General features: G+C 52.3%; 19 protein-coding genes. 9 read left to right on the top strand and 10 right to left on the bottom strand.

Going from position 1 to position 20,852, the window contains the following annotated elements; translation table 11 throughout:
- Positions 1-10 precede the first annotated feature (10 nt).
- Together QYE77_RS11750 and QYE77_RS11745 are read right to left on the bottom strand one after the other, a co-directional pair.
- On the bottom strand, positions 11-865 hold the full coding sequence (locus tag QYE77_RS11750) for a sugar phosphate isomerase/epimerase family protein (protein WP_315625610.1): 855 nt from the start codon (positions 863-865) through the stop codon (positions 11-13).
- 18 nt (positions 866-883) lie between these two features.
- A complete protein-coding gene (locus QYE77_RS11745; protein WP_315625609.1) occupies positions 884-2,110 on the bottom strand; it encodes an ROK family transcriptional regulator in 1,227 nt (408 codons plus the stop codon).
- 360 nt (positions 2,111-2,470) lie between these two features.
- Here QYE77_RS11745 and QYE77_RS11740 point away from each other — a divergent pair, with 360 nt between their 5' ends.
- Positions 2,471-3,778: a serpin family protein gene (locus QYE77_RS11740; protein WP_315625608.1), complete on the top strand. Its 1,308-nt coding sequence runs from the start codon at positions 2,471-2,473 to the stop codon at positions 3,776-3,778.
- A 35-nt stretch (positions 3,779-3,813) separates the two neighbouring features.
- Here the strand turns inward: QYE77_RS11740 and QYE77_RS11735 are convergent, their stop codons facing one another.
- Complete coding sequence (locus tag QYE77_RS11735; protein ID WP_315625607.1) at positions 3,814-4,509, bottom strand: acetyltransferase; 696 nt, start codon at positions 4,507-4,509, stop codon at positions 3,814-3,816.
- Positions 4,510-4,596: 87 nt separating this feature from the next.
- Between QYE77_RS11735 and dnaG the strand changes: the two genes are divergently transcribed.
- The 5 genes from dnaG to QYE77_RS11710 all read left to right on the top strand — a co-directional run bounded on the left by dnaG (position 4,597) and on the right by QYE77_RS11710 (position 9,033).
- Positions 4,597-6,501 carry a DNA primase gene (dnaG, locus tag QYE77_RS11730; RefSeq protein WP_315625606.1) on the top strand — a complete coding sequence of 635 codons (1,905 nt, stop codon included), beginning with the start codon at positions 4,597-4,599 and terminating at the stop codon, positions 6,499-6,501.
- 5 nt (positions 6,502-6,506) lie between these two features.
- Positions 6,507-7,508, top strand: coding sequence for a hypothetical protein (locus QYE77_RS11725; protein WP_315625605.1), 1,002 nt, complete (start codon positions 6,507-6,509; stop codon positions 7,506-7,508).
- Positions 7,509-7,563: 55 nt separating this feature from the next.
- Entirely contained in the window at positions 7,564-8,010 is a 447-nt protein-coding gene (locus QYE77_RS11720; RefSeq protein WP_315625604.1) for a bactofilin family protein, read from the top strand.
- A complete protein-coding gene (locus tag QYE77_RS11715) occupies positions 8,007-8,723 on the top strand; it encodes a CPBP family intramembrane glutamic endopeptidase (RefSeq protein ID WP_315625603.1) in 717 nt (238 codons plus the stop codon). The genes QYE77_RS11720 and QYE77_RS11715 overlap by 4 nt, the downstream gene beginning before the upstream one ends.
- Before the next feature lie 136 nt (positions 8,724-8,859).
- The gene (locus QYE77_RS11710) at positions 8,860-9,033 is read left to right on the top strand and encodes a 4Fe-4S binding protein (protein ID WP_315625602.1); all 174 of its coding nucleotides are present in this window, start codon (positions 8,860-8,862) and stop codon (positions 9,031-9,033) included.
- Between the two features lie 71 nt (positions 9,034-9,104).
- Here the strand turns inward: QYE77_RS11710 and QYE77_RS11705 are convergent, their stop codons facing one another.
- The 7 genes from QYE77_RS11705 to QYE77_RS11675 form a co-directional block, all read right to left on the bottom strand.
- Positions 9,105-10,484 carry an ATP-binding protein gene (locus tag QYE77_RS11705; RefSeq protein WP_315625601.1) on the bottom strand — a complete coding sequence of 460 codons (1,380 nt, stop codon included), beginning with the start codon at positions 10,482-10,484 and terminating at the stop codon, positions 9,105-9,107.
- Positions 10,462-11,166, bottom strand: coding sequence for a DnaD domain-containing protein (locus tag QYE77_RS11700; protein WP_315625600.1), 705 nt, complete (start codon positions 11,164-11,166; stop codon positions 10,462-10,464). Before QYE77_RS11700 ends, QYE77_RS11705 begins: the two co-directional genes overlap by 23 nt.
- 21 nt (positions 11,167-11,187) lie before the next feature.
- Complete coding sequence (gene dnaB / locus QYE77_RS11695; RefSeq protein ID WP_315625599.1) at positions 11,188-12,561, bottom strand: replicative DNA helicase; 1,374 nt, start codon at positions 12,559-12,561, stop codon at positions 11,188-11,190.
- Positions 12,562-12,686: 125 nt separating this feature from the next.
- Positions 12,687-13,289: a bifunctional nuclease family protein gene (locus QYE77_RS11690; protein ID WP_315625598.1), complete on the bottom strand. Its 603-nt coding sequence runs from the start codon at positions 13,287-13,289 to the stop codon at positions 12,687-12,689.
- Between the two features lie 99 nt (positions 13,290-13,388).
- The gene (locus QYE77_RS11685; protein WP_315625597.1) at positions 13,389-14,876 is read right to left on the bottom strand and encodes a hypothetical protein; all 1,488 of its coding nucleotides are present in this window, start codon (positions 14,874-14,876) and stop codon (positions 13,389-13,391) included.
- A gap of 264 nt (positions 14,877-15,140) precedes the next feature.
- Positions 15,141-16,562, bottom strand: a complete 1,422-nt coding sequence (locus QYE77_RS11680; RefSeq protein ID WP_315625596.1) for a sensor histidine kinase — start codon at positions 16,560-16,562, stop codon at positions 15,141-15,143.
- Between the two features lie 4 nt (positions 16,563-16,566).
- On the bottom strand, positions 16,567-17,253 hold the full coding sequence (locus QYE77_RS11675; protein ID WP_315625595.1) for a response regulator transcription factor: 687 nt from the start codon (positions 17,251-17,253) through the stop codon (positions 16,567-16,569).
- Between the two features lie 181 nt (positions 17,254-17,434).
- Between QYE77_RS11675 and QYE77_RS11670 the strand changes: the two genes are divergently transcribed.
- Genes QYE77_RS11670 through QYE77_RS11660 form a run of 3 tightly spaced genes read left to right on the top strand, consistent with a single transcriptional unit; the run spans position 17,435 to position 20,851 of the window.
- Positions 17,435-18,856 (top strand): efflux RND transporter periplasmic adaptor subunit, encoded by a 1,422-nt coding sequence (locus tag QYE77_RS11670; protein WP_315625594.1) that lies wholly within the window; start codon positions 17,435-17,437, stop codon positions 18,854-18,856.
- The gene (locus tag QYE77_RS11665) at positions 18,853-19,632 is read left to right on the top strand and encodes an ABC transporter ATP-binding protein (RefSeq protein WP_315625593.1); all 780 of its coding nucleotides are present in this window, start codon (positions 18,853-18,855) and stop codon (positions 19,630-19,632) included. The genes QYE77_RS11670 and QYE77_RS11665 overlap by 4 nt, the downstream gene beginning before the upstream one ends.
- Positions 19,622-20,851 carry an ABC transporter permease gene (locus QYE77_RS11660; protein WP_315625592.1) on the top strand — a complete coding sequence of 410 codons (1,230 nt, stop codon included), beginning with the start codon at positions 19,622-19,624 and terminating at the stop codon, positions 20,849-20,851. The genes QYE77_RS11665 and QYE77_RS11660 overlap by 11 nt, the downstream gene beginning before the upstream one ends.
- The last annotated feature ends 1 nt before the right edge of the window (position 20,852 follow it).

Genomic DNA, 20,852 nt, shown 5'->3' with positions numbered 1-20,852 from the left:
TATTCCATGCCTAAGCATCGGTCAAAAGGCGTTTGAGAAACTTAAGGCCATCCCGAGCAAGGGTGTCCTGGCTAGGAGCAATCTCGCGCCAAATGCAGACAGCTCGGGCAATCTCTTTAACCTGAGGGGTGAAGGACTCAATAACCACAGCCCCATCGTATTTAATATCCTTCAATGCCTTTGCAATATCCTCCCAACGAACCTGTCCTGTTCCTGGGATACCCCGATCGTTTTCACAGGCATGGAAGTGAAAAAGCCTTTTTCCCGCAGACCGAATGGCATCCCCACTGTTTTTTTCCTCAAGGTGCATATGAAAAGAATCCAGATGTAAGCCAACGTTTTCCATGCCTGTTTCTTCACAAAACTTCAGCCCCTGCGCAACCACGTTGATCATGTCGTTCTCAAAACGATTTAATGGCTCCAGGGCAAGTTTGATTCCCTTTTGTTTTGCATAGATTGCTTTTTCGCGGATTCCTTCAACGGCTTTCTTCCACTCGTTGTAACGTGCCGCTTCTTCTTCAAGGTGCTCTTTTCCCACTGCCGAATACATGGGCCCACAGACCACGGGCGAGCCAATCTCCGCTGCAGCATCAATCAACCAACGAAGGTACCTTTTTGCATTTTCCACAATAGCCGCATCCTGACTGCATATATTTCTATCCGGTCCAAACACTCCACAAATAATCCCCTGCAGACCATTCTCATCTAACACTTCTTTTACCTGCACGGGATCAATCAAGTCAGGGTTCTCACAAGCCACTTCTAAAACATCGAATCCCATGTCCCTCACTTTGGGTGCAAGTTCTTTAACCGCAGCTGTGGTACATGGGGAAACCCAAACGAAGGTATTAATTCCGAATCTCATTGTTCTTCCTCCTGTAGGTTATTGAAGTGGGTGCGGATTACCCTCGACGACGAAAAGATGCTCTAGCGCCAATGCTATAGCGCCGACAATACCCGCGTCTGCACCTGCGCGTGAAAAATTTATTGACAAGTTAGTGGTTGCCAGCGGTAAGGAGCGTTTTAATACAGTACGTCGAATTGCCACTAAGAGATGATTTCCAAAATTTGAGATCCCTCCACCGACAAAAATATGACTTGGATTGAAGAAATTGACCAGCCCAGCCAGGACCTCGCCAATCATCTGGCCGCTAGCACGAATAATTTCAAGCGCTGCCTCATCGCCTTCGCGACAGGCAATATTTACATCTTCAGGAGTCAGTAAACCACCTCTTTCATTCATCATCTTGCGCAACAATTCGCTTTTACCTTCTCGGGCGATTTGCATGGCTTTCTCTGCAATTGCAGGCCCAGCAGCCATGGCCTCCAAACAGCCTCGATTACCACAACGGCAGATTGGCCCTTGTTTATCGACACAGATATGGCCAACATCCCCGGCGCAGCCATCATTACCTCGATGAACCTTTCCACCCACTACAATGCCACACCCGATACCTGTGCCAATTTTTATAAACAAAAAATGCTCAATCCTGGCTGCATCTCCCGAGCGCTGTTCACCCAAAGCCATAATGTTGACATCATTGTCAACTACCACAACGGCGGCAGGGAACGTTTCTTCGAAAAAGATTCGAATTGGATAGTTTTCCCAATTCGGCATTAAAGGAGGAGCCACCAAAACGCCTCTTGAAAAATTCACTGGACCCGGCACCCCAACCCCAATCCCAATAATCTGCTCCGGTTGGATACCGTGTTCAGCCGCCATCTCAAGGATGAGCACATTGCATCGGCTTAATAATTCCTCAGGTGGACGACGGATATCGGTTGGTTCGGCTCTGCGGTTGAGGATAGTCCCGTTTGTATCAGCAAGGGCGATATCCAGGCTGGTGGCACCAAAATCAACCCCAACAACATAACCCAATTGGCTATTAAAGCGCAAAAGGCGTGGCTTTCGCCCGCCTTTTGACCGACCTACACCAGTCTCAACCAGATAACCCTTTTCAATCAATGAATTGATTTCTTGAGAAGTCTTGGCCCGCGACCAACCAGTTATGTCTGTGATCTCAGTCCGTGAGGCTTGTCCGGTTTGCCTAAGCACCTGGATCACTTCGGCCTGGGTTGCACTTAACAAAAAAGGAGCTTTATGAAGCATTGTTCCCTTGTAAGCAGAAACGATGTTTTTTTTTCATTTGTAAGTTAGCCAATAGGGGAATTCGTTCGAATTATTACATATTTTTATTATACAATAATTACTTTGTTAATTCAAGAGCATTCTTTTGCTATTTTTTAAATAAAGTTTCAGATATTCTCAGGCCAATTAGTTAAAATTGACAAATCCTTATGGCTCTTCATTTCAAAGGAGTATTCGATTTCATTCCGTTATGGACCGTCCGGCTTATATCCCAAACTCCCAATTCTCACAACACTCCCGCCATCCTCAATGTGGAACTATCATCAAAGGGTGTTCGTCTTAATATTGTCGAAAAGAGACCAGTAAAAGGAGGAGATCCCTATGTCTACCTGGAAATCCAGCCTGCTGATCATCATTTTGTTCGCTTTGCTCATCACCGCCTGCGCTCCATTGACCCCACAACCTACCCCCACCTCACCCTCACCTTCGGATGAGATCATCCCGGTACGTTCCGATAAACCCTATCGCAGCCCCGCCAACGTGCCAGAAACCGACCTGCAAACCCTGATTGAGGGTAATACCGCCTTTGCCCTTGATCTCTATCAGCATTTACGGGATGAAGCGGGAAACCTGTTTTACTCACCCTACAGCATTACCCTTGCCCTGGCCATGACTTATGCCGGCGCCGCTGGTCAAACGGCTGAAGCCATGGCCCAAACGCTTCATTTTACCCTACCCCCGGAGCAACTTCATTCCGCCTTAAATGCCCTTAACCAACGTCTGACAACGCCACCCACGCCCCCAAATCCCGAAGAACCCCCATTTGAACTTCACATTGCCAATGCGTTATGGGGCCAAAAAGATGAACCCTTCCGCAGTGCATTTCTCGACCTATTAGCCGAGAATTACAACGCCGGCTTGCAGACCTTGGATTTTACCGCCAATCCCGAGGGAGCACGTCAACGCATCAACGCCTGGGTGGCCGAACAAACCCGCGATAAAATTCGTGACCTGTTACAAAAAGGGGATATCACGCCCCAAACCCGCCTGGTTCTAACCAACGCCATCTACTTCAAAGCTGCCTGGCGCTATCCGTTCAAACCTGAGGAGACTCAGGAGGGAGAGTTTACCCTTCTAAACGGGCAGAAAGTGCGTGTTCCTATGATGCATCTCAACAAGGAACTCGCCTATGCCGAAGGCAAGGGGTACCAGGCGGCAGCCCTGCCCTATGCCGGTGGTGATTACGAAATGGTGCTGATCGTGCCTACCACAGGGCAATTCAAGGCGTTCGAACAAGCTCTCACTCCATCCTATCTGAACGAAATCCTAGCCCGTCTTGAACCCACCCAACTCGATTTATCCATGCCCCGCTTTACCTATGACGCCCGTCTAAGCCTCAGGACAACCCTCAAAGACATGGGGATGAAAATTGCCTTCGATCCCGAACAGGCCGATTTCACCGCCATGAGCGAATACCCTGGCCTCTATATTGGAAACGTGGTGCACAAGGGATTTGTGGCCGTGGATGAAGCCGGTACCGAAGCCGCTGCAGCCACAGCAGTCATCATGGAACGCACCTCCATGCCCGCGCGTTCGGCTACCCTGCGGGTTGATCGTCCTTTCATCTTCCTCATCCGCGATCACCAGAGCGGGAGCATCCTCTTTATCGGACGCGTGCTTCAACCCTAGGCACTTCCATCTTTCTCTATCCAAGGCGGTAAAATTCAACCGCCTTGGGTAGACGCCGGTGGAGGCCAAATAGTACCAGCGCGCACTACACCGCCGGGGGGCACATCCGCCTTGACCGTGGCGCCGTTTCCGATCCGCGCGCCACGGCCAACCGTGATGCCAATGTTAACCGTCGCCCCCATACCGATCTGCACAAAATCCTCCACCAGTACCCCGCCTGCAAGCAATGCTCCTGGTGAGAGATTAACACACTGCCCGAGCACACAGTCATGAGAAACCACTGCCCCCGCGTTAATAACCGTGCCAAACCCTATCTTGACCGCACTGCTGATATACGCTTGGGGCAGCACCTGCACACCACCTTCCAACCGAGCGCTCCGCTCAACATACGCCGCCGGATGCACCAATGTCGGGCAGGTCAAACCCGCTGAAAGAAGGGTCTCAAACACCCGCCACCGCACCTCAGGGTGACCAATTCCCCCAACCCCGTTTACAGCCAAGCGCACCCCTTGTTGATACAATTGCGGCAAAACCTCCGCCCCTCCCAGTACCGGCACACCCAACACGTGCTCGCCCGCGGTCAATCCATCATCTACGATTCCAACCAAACGATACAACCCCAAGGCTTGGATCAATTCAATCAAGACCTTGCCGTGGCCACCGCCACCGTAAAGCACCACCGCTGTTGGGTCAAAATCAGCCCTCAGATCAGGTAAAACCGGAACGCCCATCTCTCTTTTTATATCACAAAAGCCCACACCCTATGTTATATTTGAAACACCAAGCCCACTTTGCCCAATCAGGCCGATTAACCCGATATGTCGGTTATTGACGAGATTAAAGCCCGTATTGATATTGTGGATCTGGTCGGCGAGACGGTCAAATTGCGCCGCACAGGTAAAAATTATATTGGCTTCTGCCCGTTTCATCCTAATACCCGCACACCTTCATTTGTGGTCTTTCCCGAAACGGGCACTTGGCGGTGCTTTGGCCAATGCAACGAAGGGGGAGATATCTTCCGCTTCGTCATGAAGAAAGAGAACTGGGATTTTAGCGAAGCGCTACGTTACCTAGCCGAACGCGCCGGCGTAACATTGCGCCCAATAGAGGCCGCACCACCCGAGGAAGAACAGGCACTGGAACGCCTACGCGATTTGCTCGAAAACGCGGTCACCTTTTATCAACATCACCTTACCCAGACCCCCGAAGGACGGTTAGCCCTTGATTATCTCCACCAACGCGGCTTACGAGATGAGACAATCTTACAGTTTGGCCTTGGCTATGCACCCAATCGTTGGGATGCCGCCCTCAATTACTTCCTGGGCAAGGGATACGGCGTCGAGGATCTGCTTCAAGTCGGTTTGGTTGTGCAACGCGAAGATGGCCAGGGTGTTTATGATCGTTTTCGCCACCGCATCATGTTCCCCATCCGCGACCCCCAAGGACGCATGGCCGGTTTTGGCGCCCGCGTGCTCAATCCCGAGGATGTGCCTAAGTTTATTAACACCCCCCAGACACCACTCTTCGATAAAGGCAAATTGCTCTATGCCCTGGATCAGGCGCGCAAGGCGATTCGTGCTCAGGATCAGGCGGTCATCGTTGAAGGCTATCTTGATGTCATTGCTTTGCACCAAGCCGGCTTTACCAATGTCGTCTCACCCATGGGCACCGCTCTCACCGAGGATCAATTGCGCTTGCTCAAACGCTACACCCGCCATATTGTCCTGGCTCTGGATGCCGATGCCGCTGGCCAAAAAGCCACATTGCGGGGATTAGAGGTCGCCCGTCAAGCCATGGATCACGCGGATGAACTGGTTTTTGATGCCCGCGGTCTGTTGCACCATGAGGCTCGCCTACAGGCCGATTTGCGGGTAACCACCTTGCCCCCCGGTCAAGATCCGGATGAAGTCGTGCTGAGCAACCCTCAGGCCTGGGTGGACCTGGTTGCGCATGCCAAGCCCATCGTGATCCACGTCATGGAAACGCTGGCGGCCGAACGCGATCTAAATGACCCCAAAGCCAAACGTGAGATTGCCGCTCAGGTATTGCCGTTGATCGAAGACGTGCCCGATGCCGTTGAGCGCGAAGATTATCGTCAGCGTCTGGCACGCCTGCTGCGGGTGGATGAACGCGCCCTCTTACGGGCCACTCCCACCCGATTCGCCCCATCCCGGCCGCGCGGCACGACCCCCGCAGCCGCACGGATTGTCTCTCCACTGATCAACACCCAACCCCCACTCCATGATATGGAGACCCACTGCCTACGCCTGCTTCTGCGCCACCCCGAGAACCTTTACCTGCTCAATCGCATCTTACAACAAGCCGGGCTAAGCCGCTTTTCGCCGCAGGATTTTGAGCAAGCCCCACACCAGACTTTAGCCCAGGCGCTTCTTCAAGCTCTAGACCAGGATGACATGGAAGTACTACCTTACCTGCAACAACACACCGGGGAGGCACTTCAGGAATTTCTGCAAGCCCTTCTCGCCCCCCTCCCCCATGGCGAACCGACCCCCGAGCAGCAACTAGAAGACATTGCCCGCACCTTGATCAAAATGCGCCTTGCCCGGGTCAACGCTGCGCTTCAGCAATATCGCTTTTTCCATGAGAACCTATCGGAGGAGGACGCTCAGGTTGGCAATGAGATTGCACCCCTGATCCCTCAATTGATTCAACTGCGTGCCCTTCTTGAAAAAGCCTTAGCCCAACCCTTGCAACCGGATTGACCCATATGGACATCCTAAAAGCCCTTCTAGATTTTCTGCGTTCCCTCTTTGGCACCCCCACACCATCGCCTCCTCCCTCTCCCCCCTCTGAACCGGTTGGAGAAACTCCAACGCCCATCCGCCGCCGGGTTTTGACGATTGTCTTTAACCCTCAAATTCCCTCACAAGGTGGGCAGCGGCTCATCGAAGCCCTGGGCTGGAACTCGCCCGAAAATCTGATTGCAACCTTCATCGCAGATATTCAAGCGGTCAGTTATGGTTATCTCAATTACCAAATCGCTGAGCGCGTGACCGTGGACGGTATACCCGCCAAAGTGGATGGGTTTATCTATACCCCCGAGGCGTATTTGGACGCCTTACACCGCGGTCAGGGGCATCAGCCCGACACAGTGGACTATACCCGTCTGTTTTCAACCTACCGTATTTTAGAGAAGGTGCGCGATGGAATCATTGACGAGGTCTGGTGCTTTGGTGGACCTTTCTTTGGGTTTTACGAATCGGTTATGGCCGGTCCAAACCCCTTTTTTTGCAACGCTCCACCCTTAACGAACGGGCAAATCGCAGGACGGCGTTTTTTGATCATGGGGTTTAACTATCAGCGTGGCGTGGGCGAGATGTTAGAAGCCTTTGCTCATCGGGCAGAGTTTATCCTTCACCGCGTCTTCCAACGCACTAGCGGTGATGCCAACCTCTGGGAACGCTTTACTCGCTGTGAAAAAACCCATCCTGGCCAGGCTGAATGCGGCACCGTCCATTACGCGCCCAACAGTCGCACTGATTACGATTGGGGCAACCCCACCCCGGTGCTCAGTCGCTGTCGCAACTGGCGCAATTTTCCCGATCTGAGTGGCGCACCTCAATGGGTGGATTGCAGTGAATGGGGCAACGGCGATATGCGGTTGCATCACCTGTGGTGGCTAAGTTTGTTTCCTCATGTTACCGGTCAGCGCGATGGGATCGCCTTCAATTGGTGGCAGTATGTGGCCGATCCCAACCTAGCCCCTTAGGGTATAATGCCTGCACTCGGCATATCCGAACGGTAAAAACCTTGGAGGTGAATCCATGTTTCGCAAACCTTCCCCCCCACCTGCGGCTGGCATTACGCCCACCGAACGCATCACCTCTGTGCTTGGCCCTGGCCTGACCTGGACGGGCAGTTTACGCGGCAGTGGCGGCGTACGTATTGAGGGCATATTTGAGGGTGAAATTCACCTCCGCGGCCTCTTAGTGATTGGCGAAAGCGGTCGGGTTACATGTGAAGCATTGCGCGCTAATACCGTGGTCGTGGCCGGAACGCTTTATGGGAACGTGATTGCCGAAAAATTGGAAATCCGCTCCACCGGCCGCGTGTGGGGCGATGTCACGGTCGTGACGTTTACCACAGAAGAAGGTGCCTTTCTGCGCGGGCAGGTGCGCATGGAAGAGAAAGTAGATTTGCAACTCGAACCGCCCGAAGGTCAACCCACCCCCGACAAATCCACCGAAGGGACGGACAATTCATCAGCATGACCTGGCGCGAAGGGCTGTTGTTCCTGATCGAAGTAATGGGCGTGGTGGCCGTCACCTTGTTGCTCACCCTCAGCCCGCGCTTCCGCCACCCCCCGTTGGTCTTTCGTTACCCCCGCCGCGAAGGTGGCATCGCATCGGCATTGTTTGGGTTGACACTGGCCGGTACCTTTCTTTACCTCCGCACCGGTGGAATGGCAGTTTCCCCGCTCTCCGCCGCTCAAGTCAACATCATGGGGATGACGCTCTTGCTCTATCTCGGGGCGTTGGTAGCCCGCGGGCAACCCCTACGGAGTGCCGGTTGGGGGCGGGCAACCCTTCTGCCGGCACTCCAGTTAGGGTTAGGGCTGATTTTCATCACCCTTTTCCTGCGCGGGCAATTCATGCATCTCCTGAAGGGCATTTCCCACGAACAGGGGCAAGCCTTAATAATGAGCCTGATCTTGGCAGTGGGGGAAGAAAGCATCTTCCGTGGCTATTTACTGCCCCGCTGGTCAGCCTGGCTGGGTTCACGCACCGGGCTAGTCGTGAATGGCTTGGCCTTTGCGTTATGGCGGTTGCCCTGGGTACTCACCGCTCCCATCGCCACAATGATCACAACCTTAGGAATCGCCTTTGCCCAGGGTCTATTGCTCGGCTGGATCATGCAAAAGAGCCACCACGTTCTGGCCGGGGCACTTTACCGGGGCTTTTCTGACTGGTTGCGTGCTCTCTAAATGATGACATTTTCAGGCCGATTTTTATGACAAATGGCCCATACCCTCGGATTGACAGGGATCTTTTCTTTGTGCTATCCTTCACTCAGCAATTGGATACATTAATCGGATTAATTCAATCCCAAGGAGACTAACTATGGCGTATGTGATTAATGCGGATGATTGCATTGCCTGTGGTGCATGCGAAACCGAGTGCGAACACGGCGCAATTTTCGAGAAAGACGGCGTGTACGTGATTGATGCCGCGAAATGCCAGGACTGTGGCAACTGCGCTGAGGTCTGCCCTAACGGGGCTATTCACCAGGCTTAATGGTTTTTGCCCTCCGGCGCTAACGCACTCGCCCCTTTGCGGGGCGAGTGTTTTTTTCTTTCCATTTCGCTTCAGGCCTGGCGCGCGCGCCGTGTACTGCGCCCCCCTTTGCTCTCAGGGGACACCGGCATGACCCGATAGGCCGGCGCCAAGATGGCGTGAATACGGCACAATCGCAAATCCAGCATGCGGCTACGGATACGCGGATCCAAATCCTCTAACGTGCTGGACGTTGTGATCACCGTGGGAAGGCGGGCATTGTAACGATGATTAAAGATCTGATAAAGTTTTTCCCGGGCCCAAGGGGTGGCACTCTGGGTACCCAGATCGTCCAGAATCAACAGCGGGGCATTACGCACCTGCTCAAAGAGACGATCATACGAGATGGTACTGGCAGGGCCAAAGGTCGCCCGGAGATGATCCAGTAAATCGGGAACGACAACAAACAAGGGGGCTTCCCCCAAGCCCTTGCGGTAATTTCCAATTGCCGCCGCTAGATGTGTTTTTCCGCACCCATAATCGCCCATCAGCACCAGCCACCCCTGCGGGGATTCGGCAAAAGCCATGGCCGCTTCATAAGCCTTTTGCAAACTCTCCAACACCTCTCGAGAAAGGGGTTCATTTTCTCGTAGGCTGAAATTGCCAAAGGTGCGATCCGCCAGCAGATCCAGCGAGGAAAACGGCGAAGGCGCCTCTTCACTGAGTGGAACACGATAATCTGGCGCCTGAATTTCCACCCGTGTGACCAAATCGGCGTCCATCAAACGTGAACGTATGCGACCATCCAGGTCATCCAGGGTCAGGTTGGTGGTAATTACGGTGGGTAAGCGCAAGAGATAGCGATAATTGATGATCTGGTAAAGTTTTTCCGCCGCCCAAGGGGTGCTATTTTGAGTACCCAAATCATCCAGCACCAGCAAGCGGATGTGGCGAATCTCCTCAAAACGGGCCTCAAAGTTTTCATCCGTGCTTTCAAACGCGAAGCGTAGCCAATCCAGCAAGTCAGGTACGGTGAGAAAGAGTACCGGCACCCCTTGCTCAACCGCAAAATTTGCAATGGCCGCCGCCAAATGGGTCTTGCCACAGCCATAGCCGCCCATCAACAGCAGCCACCCCTGCAACGTTTGGGCAAAATGGCGACTGACTTGATAGGCTTGTTCCAGGGACTGAATTTGACGATCCCCCAATCCACGCCGTCCCTGAGTCTGAAAGGTTTCAAACCGCATATTGCGGAAGGCTTCCAGGTTACTCAGGCGATACAAGGCTTCCCGTTCACTCCGCACAACCTCGGTTTGCCGACAAACACACAACTGCAACTTGCCAAAATCCGGATGCCCCACCGGCAAGTCCTGCCGAACAAAGCCCACGCCGTGACAAATAGGGCAGTTGGGATCCCCGGGCAGATTCGACTGTCGTGGTGGCAAACTCTCAGTGCCGGACGTATTGTCCATACTCGCCTTCGATATATTTGCGGCGATTCGTTTCAGGGTCTCTCCAATCGGCTCCATGACCTTCTCGCTCCATCCGGGCTCGCAAAATGGCCTCAATATAGCGCCAACGACGCACGTTATTCTCAACCGCAATGCGGATCGCCTCTTCAATCCATGCCATAGGATACGTGCGCTCCGCATCGCGCAGGGCTTCTGCCAACATCGGCGTCAATGGCCCAATGTTCTGTTCATAAAGACGGAAGATGTTCGGTCGTTCAATTTCTAGGGCTACCTCGGGATGATTCAACTGTTCGGGTCGCCATTCACCTCGCTTCAATGCCTCGACCGCAGCGCGTCCTCGCGGTGTGTTAAGGAAATATAGCATGCTTTCGCGTTGCCCCTCTTTATAGTGGACACATAAGAAAGTTCCGCGTTGCACCGCCCGTTCCAGCGCTTCGCGCAGTGCTTCGCCGGCGCTGGCTTCGTCCGCGCCAAAGCACTGCAACAACCGCCGGTCGGTGGCAAAATCCTCATAAGAGAGATACCGCACTGCCCCTTCTAGATGCTCCAGAAACCAGAAAGCATATAAGGTCACTTTCAGTTCGCCCAAATGGTCAATCTCGGGCAATAAATCGGTGAAGAAAGGGTTAGGGATGCGCGTCAGTCCGACCTTTCCCGCCGGAAAACCCGTAAAACTCGCCATCGTCTCTCACCTCTATCCAAATTAGCCCGGCATACGAACGGTGGCGGCGTTATCGAAACGAGCCAGGTTGCTGAGGAACACCACTTCAATCCCACCATGGGTCGGGCCATTGCGATGCTTGGCCACAATGATCTCGGCCAGGTTCCGCCGCGGGCTCTCTTTTTCCAAGCCTTCCGGGCGATGAATAAACATGACCACATCCGCATCCTGTTCCAGGCTGCCCGACTCGCGCAAGTCAGAAAGCATGGGGCGCTTATCCGCACGCTGCTCCACGGCCCGCGAAAGTTGGGCAGCTGCCAGCACCGGCACATTTAGCTCACGGGCTAGAATTTTGAGATTGCGCGAAATATATGACACTTCCTGAACGCGATTTTCCGAGCGCGTATCTCCGGCCATCAATTGCAAGTAATCCACGATAATGAGATCCAATTCATACTCCAGGTGCAAGCGGCGGCACTTGGTGCGCAACTGCAATGGCGTGATCGCCGGCGTGTCATCCAGCCAGATATGGGTATCGCTGAGCACTTCAATAGCATGGGTAAAAAGCGGCCATTCCTCATCGGTCAACTTACCGGTACGCAGGCGTTGGGTGTCAATCCCGGTTTCCTGGGCAATTAGACGTTGCACTAACTGTTCCGCCGACATCTCTAACGAAAAGATGGCCACCCGCTTGCGATGACGCTGAGCAGCATTTTTGGCGACTGAGAGCAGAAAACCGGTCTTTCCTGAGCCGGGACGCCCGGCTACGATCAATAAATCCGAGCGCTGCATCCCGCCCAACAAGCGATCCAGGTCTATCAATCCAGTGGGTACGCCGTAGATTTCATCACTGCGTTGCGAGAGTTGATCAATGCGGTCATAATAGGCGCTAAGGACAGTTTGGATCGGCTGCACATCGCGCTGCAAGCGGCGTTCGCTCAGACCGAAAACCGCCTTCTCTGCTTCGTCTATGATGGTATCCACAGAGCGACGTGGGTCAAACGCCAGACGCGCCAGTTCATTCGCCGCGGCTAACATCCGCCGCCGGATCGCACTTTCCTGCACCAGACGAGCATAGGCTTCAGCATGGAGTGAGGTTGGTGTCTGGTTAATCAACGCCAGCAGGTAAGCCTGTCCCCCTACTTCGGTGAGGTGGCCCTTTTCTTCCAAGACCTGGCAAACCGTCAGGTAGTCAATGGGGATGCGATGCTCGGTTAAATGGACAAAGGCTTCCCAAACCCAGCGGTTGCGGGCGATGTAGAAATCCTCCGGGCGCAGGATCTGCGCCAAGTCGAAATATACCTCTGGGTTGATCAGCACCGCCCCTAATACCGCTTCTTCGGCTTCACGGTGATGAGGTTGAGCCTGCTCAAGCGCAGAAGACGTTTCTTCTACCAGTGGGGGAAATTCGCCCATCGTCCTTTGTTCTCCTTATCGGTCTCGCTGCCACACCAATATTTTTTATAATGATACCCTGAAAACCCTCTCTCGGTAAAATAAAAAACCGGGGTCATGCAGACCCCGGATTATTGATCCATCCATCAGGGTTTTTCGGGTGGCTCTTCATCGGGGTTCTCTTCATCTCCTTCCTCGTCGCTTTCGGAGTTATCGAGATCCCCAATGTTCAATTTCTGCAAGAAATCCTCAAATACTGAGAGGCGCTCGTCCGTCACCTCATCGAGATTCTCAGTCTTTGATGTGGGTTCGGTCGGTTCTTCAGAGACTTGGAGGTCTTTCTCGGGGGTGATGCTAGCGGCGTCCATCACTTCGCGTGCCACCAGAATGGGCACGTGCGCCCGAACAGCCAAAGCCAGCGCATCTGAGGGTCGCGAGTCAATATTAAGGACCTCGCCGTTGTGCTCCACCACCAGATTACCGTAGAACACGTCATCACGCAGAGCAACGACTTCCACCCGCAACAGCCGTGCATTCAGGGTATTCAATACGTTCTTGAGCAGATCATGTGTTTGAGGACGCGCCACTTCGATTTCTTGCAGGGCAATGGTAATCGCCTCGGCCTCATACGGGCCAATCCAGATCGGCAAATAGCGCTCGGCATTGATCTCACGTAAGACAACAATCCGCTGCTGGTTGGTGAGGCTGACGCGAACGCTATCAATAACAACTTCAACCATTTTGGGCATACCAGACCTCGACACGTGGGTAACCCGGATAAACCACCGTTGTTCATATTTTAACACGGTGAGAGTGAGGATGCAAATGCGACTTGGTCAGGGAGGCGCTCATTTCTCACCCCAACCGGGTAAACTCGCGGAGATGGATTGGACGCCATAATACCTGGAAGCACATTGGTTATACCAATATCCAGGATCAGGGGAGAGATCGCCGACATTAGGGATGATATGATCAATCTCAATCACCTGAACTTCATGGACATTTTGGCGAGCCAAGTCTCGTAGTTGAGCGTCCCGACGATCCCAAAATGCGGCCCACTTTTGATACCGAGGTAAATCATTATATATTTGTCTTGATTCCCAAACTGGAAACAGGCATAAAAACAGTAGAACTAGGAAGGAGAGGTTATAGAGAAAATTGGTTTTCCCTTTAAGATTGGATAATAGAACCTGTTTGAGCCATCCTCCAGTCCACCAACCTGACAGTGACACTATCACAGTGGCAATCCATTGCATAATGATCACAGCCCGAGGCTCAGGATAAGATTGCTGTACATAGGCAAAAGGAAGCATAGATAGAAAGGTGATCGCCGCACCTATAATCCACGCTAAAAATACATTCCTTATAGACAGCCAATTTTTATCCATTTGTGGAGCCCAAGACAATCCTAAAAACATAAACAATCCCAGATTGAGTAACATGGGCAGTGTCTTTCGTCGAAGCATTAGGTAATAAAACAAAAACGTATTCCACCCCGCCATTGAAAGGCTCTTTGATATTCGGCTCAAAACTGGGGAAGGCAAATTTCGATCTTGAAGCGTAGGAGAAAACGCCAATGTGATTGCCGCAATGATTGTTCCAACCAATACAGCAATTACTAAAGGCATTATTTGTGAAATATACCGCATGCGCCCTGCACGATTACGATTAAACCAAATAATGACAAATATAGCCCCCCAAAGCCCTGCTTGAAACATCACACCAGTCTCCGAAAAACCACCACTTAGCCATGAAAAGAAAAACGCTAAAATTCCAGCGCTCCATAGACTCCAAGATCGAAGCGCACTTTGAGACACCCCTAAGAGAAGCAATACATTCGCAACAACAGGAGCAAAATAGGGTAGCATCCCCGACCGCCAATATAATGACTGTGCAATGTCAGGAGTCTGATAAAGGGTAAAGAAAGCAAGGATTTCAGCCAACCAAAAAGCAAACACGGGCTTGGAAAGAACCCGAACTGAAAAGACCTCAAAACTTGTCTTCAGCAAAAAAGCTAGCCCCAACAGCCATAGGACAAGCATGATACCTGGCAAGAAGCCATTAAACCTTGGTCCAAGTAAATCAGCCAGGTTTGAGAAAAGAGTTAATGCATATCTATTACCGTTGTAGGTAAGAATTTGTGTATAAGATAACCACTGAGACTTCCAAAAACCAAACTGAATAAGCGAAGCTGCATAGCAATAATCATCCCCACTGTAACGCATAAAAGTTGAGGTTACAAAATAACCAAGTAGAGGAACAGAGAAAGCGCCTATCCCAACCAAACCCAAAGCTAACCATTTTCCTGAAAGAGAAGAATCTTCATTGATCCCCACAGTGTATCCCTCGAGCCAATGTATTTGAAGAAATTATAATCTACGCCTTAAAAGAGCCGTCAGGCATGGGGGGGACATGCCTGACGCCCTTCAGGGAGGGAATGCCACCATCTACCTTTTTCCCAGCGTGGGGGGGACACGCTGGCTTGCAGTTCTGGTGGGACACCAACTACCGTTAAATAACTTTTTCGGTGTCTGTGGATAATATACACCATTTTTGTCAACTTTGCATTAAAACAATTTAAGAATTTTAGGGCGATTCTTCTAGAAGACCACCGGCAACTCTAAGTGAATAGCTGTGCCACCGCCGGGAACCGAAACCGCCCAGACCCGTCCCTTATGCGCTTCTACAATGGCTTTAACAATCGCCAACCCCAGGCCACTCTCGCCGTCTTCGGTATGCCGTGACTTATCGGCGCGATAAAAGCGTTCAAAAATCTTGGGAATTTCCTCCGGCGGAATTCCTTCGCCACTATCACGTACAATGAATTCCACTCCGTGCTCCGAGGATTTCGCCTCTAAAATCACCTCACCCCCTTCCGGGGTATGCCGTAACGCATTACTCAATAAGTTGTCCATCACCTGCATCATACGATCTTCATCCACCCAAACAGGGGGTAAGTTCTCATTCCCGTTGACTCGTAACGTGATGCCTTTCTGTGTGGCCCGGTGTTGAAAAAGGCTTGCCGCTCGCTCCAGGATCACTCCAGGATGCACAGCCTGACAATTTAAACGTAATTCACCTGCATCGGCTTGGGAGAGAAGGCGCAAATCTTCCACCATCTTTTGCAACCGCTCAATCTCAGTATAAATCATAGCAAAGCGCTCCGGTGTAGGGGCTAAGATTCCATCCCGCATGGATTCGATATATCCGGCAATCACCGTCAGCGGCGTACGCAGGTCATGCGCAATATCGGCGGTCATCTGCCGCCGCATTTGGTTTGCCCGCGCCACTTCACGGCTCATTTGATTAAAGGCCTGCGCCAGTTGGCCGATTTCATCCCTCGAGGCAACTGTAACCTCCTGTTCCAGATTTCCTTGAGCAATTTCCTGGGCTGCCTCCGTCAAAGCCCTTAAGGGACGAGTAAGCCGGCGCGCCAGCCACACACCGATCAAGGCGGCTACGATTAAAGCCCCTCCTAATGCCAGGGCTAATGCTTGGTACGTCCGGCGCAAAAAGAGCGCTTCAGCCGGATTAAAGGCCGGCACACGTGCAGCCCTGAGCAGGTAACCAATTGGGGCGTTGCCCACGCTAAGTTTAATACCATCGCGTTGGAGACGCTCCAGCGGAATATAACTACCCGGCGGATAAGCCGGGTCTACACTTATAAGAACCTTTCCTTCAGCATCGGCCAGACCAAAGAGGTTTCGCCGGTCACGATCGAAGCCGAGGCGCTCCTGAGGTTCAACCGGTGTGACTGAAGCCTCATCCGTCCCTCGAATCACCGGTGTAGGGACCATCCTCGCTTCCAATCGCCACCACGCTTGCTCGATGCCCTCCCATGAGCCACGCGTCACGTAGTAGTTAACCAGTAATTGCTTAAGCGTCTCCTGTTGTTGTTCAATAATCAGACGGCTCAAGCGATCTGGACTACTTGCCCGTACGACCAGTGTCACCAATGCCGCCGAGATGAACGCCACCAAGATAAAGGCCAGGGTAATCTTCCAATACAATGATTGACGCATCATTTCACTCCGGTTTACGCAACCGATAACCCACCCCAAAAACGGTTTCAATCCATTCGGGGTGACCGGGGTCTTTCTCAATCTTGCACCGCAAGTTGCGGATATGAACATTTAGGGTGCTGCTCACACCCGCAAACCCGCTATCTGCGAGCCGGTTGGCCAGCTCATCACGCGTAAAGACACGTCCTGGCGCCCGCATCAATGTGACCAACAAGTCAAATTCCAAAGGGGTCAGATAGACCTCCTTCTCGCGCACCTTTACCGCATGGGCTTGCACGTCCACCCAAAGATCGCCCACATGGAGCGTTTTTGTTCGCTCGGCTTCCTCTGAAACCCGCCGCAGCGTAGCCCGAATGCGGGCTACCAGTTCGCGCAAACGAAAGGGCTTGACTACATAATCATCTGCACCTAATTCCAAACCCAAAACCGCATCCGATTCTTCTTCGCGTGCGGTGACGATAATGATTGGGGTTTGGCGCTCCTGACGAAACTGCTTAATAAACTGATAGCCGTCCATATGGGGCATCATCAGATCAAGAAGGATCAAATCCGGATTCTCGCGCCGCGCCGTATAAAGCGCACTTTGGCCGTCTGAGGCCGTAATAACACGAAACCCGTGTTCGCTCAGATACTCGTGCAGCAACTGCCGGACACTGGCCTGATCATCCACCACCAGGATTGTCGTTGGCATGATTCCGTTCCTCCATACCGGGTTACTTATAGCGTAACACAGAATGATTTAAATCTGATTTAGAAGGGGTTGAGAATTTGAACGACAAGATTGCAAAAAATTCATGCAATCTAAACGAAAACTGAATAGGGCGAGGTTAGGATATAGAGTGAATCCAAACTATATGTTCAGGGAGTGTCACATGGGAACAACCGTTAAATCCTTGTTCCAAGTTCCAAGGAAAATCTACCTTCCCTTGTTGGCCTTGCTTCTCATACTCATCATCAGCCTTGGTTTTGTAATCCAGAGCAAGGCTGCCCAAACCTCTGCTACCCCCACTCCCGGATTTAAAACGGCTGTTGTACGTCGGGGCAATATTGTGCTCTCTGCCACGGGCAGCGGCACGCTAGTTGCCGGTCAGGAAGCTCAACTTTCGTTTCCGGTTGCGGGCAAGGTTGCCAAAATCAACGTTCAAGTGGGGGATAAAGTAACTGCAGGACAGGTATTGGCCGAACTTGCCGATTTGACCTCACTCCAAGCAGCGGTGAAAGACGCTGAATTGCAAGTGACCTTGGCTGAAAATGATCTCCAGAGCCTTTATGATAACGCAGCCGCAAACCTGGCCAATGCCAAACTGGCATTGGCCGAGGCTCAAAAGGCCTATGACGATGCCAAGTCCAAAGTCAAACAAAAAGGTTACACCCGCTGCGATAAAGACACCATCCAAGCCTATTACGATCAATATGTGCGTCTGAAAGAGAAACTCGATGAATTCAGCGGACAATATGATTCGGATTTCTATCTAACGCGCATTTTGCCGCTAAAAAATCAAGTGGCAACAGCCTATGCCAACTATACCTATTGCCTGGGATATACCGATTATGAGATTGAGACCTCTCAAGCCAATCTGGCCATTGCCGAAGCCAACCTAAAGCAGGCTCAGGCTAAAGTGGATACCCTGGAGAAAAACAACGGCATTGATCCGGTAGAACTGGCTAAGGCTCAAAGCAACCTCGAAAACACTAAATTAGCCCTGGAAAAAGCGCGCCAGAACCTCGATGGGGCGGTGATGAAAGCGCCTTTTGATGGGGTGATCACGGCAATCAACGGGCAAGTGGGTGACTCGGTCAACGCTGGGGCCACGTTTATCACACTGGCCGACCTCTTCCATCCCATTGTGGAATTCGCAATTGACGAAACCGATATGGATAAAGCGGTGATCGGCGCCGAGGCCGAGATCACCTTCGATGCCCTTCCTGATCGGGTTTTCAAAGGTACCGTGATCCGCCTCAATCCAACCCTTGAGACGGTTAACGGCTATCAGGTGCTGAAAGGCGCTATCAGGCTGGAGATGGATGCCAACAACCAAGAAACCCTTCTAGAAGGCCTGAATGCAACCGTGACGATCATCACCGCACGCGCCGAGAATGTTCTGGTTGTTCCAATTGAGGCACTCCGAGATCTTGGAGACGGGCAATATGCCGTCTTCGTGGTTGGCGCCGACGGTCAACCTCGACTAACAGTTGTAGAAGTTGGGTTAAAAGACAGCACCTATGCCGAGATCAAATCCGGTCTCAATTTAGGAGATGTGGTCACAACCGGTAACGTGGAGACACAAGAATGAGTCAGGATCTCATGATTATCCGCACCGAAAATCTGAAAAAGGTTTACGGCACCGGTGAGGCACAAGTAATGGCCCTGGATAGCATTACCCTCACCATTCGTCAGGGCGAGTTTGTGGCCATCATGGGGCCAAGCGGTTCAGGAAAAAGCACCCTGCTCAACATCCTGGCCTGTCTGGATCGTCCCACTGAGGGCCGTTACTTCCTGGATGGTATTGAAGTGAGTCAGTACAGCCGCCGTGAATTAGCTTTAATCCGGGGGCGCAAGATTGGTATGGTTTTTCAATCCTACAATCTGTTGCCCCGTTTGACGGCTTTGGAAAATGTTCTCTTGCCCATCTTCTATCGCCGGGACCAACGCCTTTCTGCAGACCAGGCCCGTCGGCACGCCTTAGCCATGCTGGAAAGCGTTGGATTGGTTGACCGAGCCCATCACTACCCCAACCAACTCTCAGGTGGGCAGCAGCAACGCGTTGCCATCGCCCGCGCCTTGATCAACGACCCTGCGTTGATCCTAGCGGATGAGCCAACTGGCAATCTGGATTCCCACGCCTCTCAAGAGATTCTGGCTCTTTTGCAACGCCTTAACGAGCAAGGACGCACCATCGTCCTGGTTACCCATGACCCAGAGATTGCGGCATACACCGAACGCATCCTGCTGATACGCGACGGCCATCTGATATCCGATCAGTCCAATGGTCACAGGCGTCTATTAACCACCACGCCCCCTTCGGATTCACGCACCGAACTTGCTGTGGAGGCACACCATGATCAATGAAATCATAAAAGAAGCGTGGCGTAGCCTGCGCGCAAATAAATTGCGGTCTTTGCTGACCACTCTGGGAGTTATTATCGGGGTAGCAGCGGTCATTGTCATGATGGCCATCAGCGCCGGCACCGAGGCTGCCATTTCCGAATCCATCTATAGCCTGGGCTCCAACTTGATTTTCATCTCATCTACCTTTAGCCGCGTGGGACCGGGTGAGCGCCCTCAGAACGCAGGCGGACTAGTGTACGATGACGTGACGGCTATCCGCGAGAAAATCAAAGGAGTGGCCGGGGTAACCGTGGATCAACAAGCCAGCGTCACTGTACGCCGAAGTGATGTGACCTTGGAGGGTGTAACTTTGCTGGGTACTACGTCGGACTATCCCGTCGTACGCGGGTTAAGTGTGGCCAATGGACGTTACTTCACGGCCACCGAGGTAGAACGAGCACAAAAGGTCGCCGTCTTGGGAAAGACCTTAGCCGAGAAGTTGTTCGGCGATGAAGATCCGATTGGTCAAGTAATTACGGTCAATAAAACACAACTGACGGTCATCGGCGTTCTGGCCGAAAAGGGGTTAGTTGCCGGCACTGACTTTGACCAGATCATTTACACCCCGATCAAGGTGGTCTTTCAGAAATTCACCCCCTCACAATTTGCCCGCTTCATGGGTAATCGAGTGCGCCAGATCACCGTGGCAGTGGAACCCACAGCCAACATTGATCAGGTTGTAGAGCAAATTACACTCCTCTTGGTCAATCGCCACAAGGTTAGCGCAGATAGCCCCGATTTCAATATTCGCACCCAAGCCGATATTATCAAAGCCCGCGAATCCACCACGGCCACCTTCCGCAATCTTCTCATCTGGGTGGCCAGCGTCTCCCTATTGGTTGGCGGTATCGGGATTATGAACATCATGTTGGTCAGCGTGACGGAACGAACCCGGGAGATCGGTTTGCGGCAGGCGGTTGGCGCCACTCCCGAGGACGTCCAGATTCAATTTCTGACCGAGGCTCTTTTGCTCAGCCTTCTGGGAGGAGTTATCGGCATTGGCATAGGAATCGCCGGATCTTACCTATTCGGCATGGTCAGTGGAATGCGCACCGTCATCGTGCCTTATGCTATCGGTGTTTCTTTCACTTCCGCGGCATTAGTGGGCATTCTCTTCGGTTACTTACCCGCCCGTAGAGCGGCTAACTTAGATCCAATCATCGCTTTACGTTACGAATAAC

The organism is Thermanaerothrix solaris, from assembly GCF_032334255.1.
GTDB classification, from domain to species: Bacteria; Chloroflexota; Anaerolineae; order Anaerolineales; family Anaerolineaceae; genus Thermanaerothrix; species Thermanaerothrix solaris.
This window is presented reverse-complemented; position numbering and strand designations above follow the sequence as displayed.

Bases quoted from the DNA above. Each gene is read 5' to 3' on its own strand.
- QYE77_RS11750 (WP_315625610.1), bottom strand. From the start codon at position 865: ATGAGATTCGGAATTAATACCTTCGTTTGGGTTTCCCCATGTACCACA.
- QYE77_RS11745 (WP_315625609.1), bottom strand. From the start codon at position 2,110: ATGCTTCATAAAGCTCCTTTTTTGTTAAGTGCAACCCAGGCCGAAGTG.
- QYE77_RS11740 (WP_315625608.1), top strand. From the start codon at position 2,471: ATGTCTACCTGGAAATCCAGCCTGCTGATCATCATTTTGTTCGCTTTG.
- QYE77_RS11735 (WP_315625607.1), bottom strand. From the start codon at position 4,509: ATGGGCGTTCCGGTTTTACCTGATCTGAGGGCTGATTTTGACCCAACA.
- dnaG (WP_315625606.1), top strand. From the start codon at position 4,597: ATGTCGGTTATTGACGAGATTAAAGCCCGTATTGATATTGTGGATCTG.
- QYE77_RS11725 (WP_315625605.1), top strand. From the start codon at position 6,507: ATGGACATCCTAAAAGCCCTTCTAGATTTTCTGCGTTCCCTCTTTGGC.
- QYE77_RS11720 (WP_315625604.1), top strand. From the start codon at position 7,564: ATGTTTCGCAAACCTTCCCCCCCACCTGCGGCTGGCATTACGCCCACC.
- QYE77_RS11715 (WP_315625603.1), top strand. From the start codon at position 8,007: ATGACCTGGCGCGAAGGGCTGTTGTTCCTGATCGAAGTAATGGGCGTG.
- QYE77_RS11710 (WP_315625602.1), top strand. From the start codon at position 8,860: ATGGCGTATGTGATTAATGCGGATGATTGCATTGCCTGTGGTGCATGC.
- QYE77_RS11705 (WP_315625601.1), bottom strand. From the start codon at position 10,484: ATGGACAATACGTCCGGCACTGAGAGTTTGCCACCACGACAGTCGAAT.
- QYE77_RS11700 (WP_315625600.1), bottom strand. From the start codon at position 11,166: ATGGCGAGTTTTACGGGTTTTCCGGCGGGAAAGGTCGGACTGACGCGC.
- dnaB (WP_315625599.1), bottom strand. From the start codon at position 12,561: ATGGGCGAATTTCCCCCACTGGTAGAAGAAACGTCTTCTGCGCTTGAG.
- QYE77_RS11690 (WP_315625598.1), bottom strand. From the start codon at position 13,289: ATGCCCAAAATGGTTGAAGTTGTTATTGATAGCGTTCGCGTCAGCCTC.
- QYE77_RS11680 (WP_315625596.1), bottom strand. From the start codon at position 16,562: ATGCGTCAATCATTGTATTGGAAGATTACCCTGGCCTTTATCTTGGTG.
- QYE77_RS11675 (WP_315625595.1), bottom strand. From the start codon at position 17,253: ATGCCAACGACAATCCTGGTGGTGGATGATCAGGCCAGTGTCCGGCAG.
- QYE77_RS11670 (WP_315625594.1), top strand. From the start codon at position 17,435: ATGGGAACAACCGTTAAATCCTTGTTCCAAGTTCCAAGGAAAATCTAC.
- QYE77_RS11665 (WP_315625593.1), top strand. From the start codon at position 18,853: ATGAGTCAGGATCTCATGATTATCCGCACCGAAAATCTGAAAAAGGTT.
- QYE77_RS11660 (WP_315625592.1), top strand. From the start codon at position 19,622: ATGATCAATGAAATCATAAAAGAAGCGTGGCGTAGCCTGCGCGCAAAT.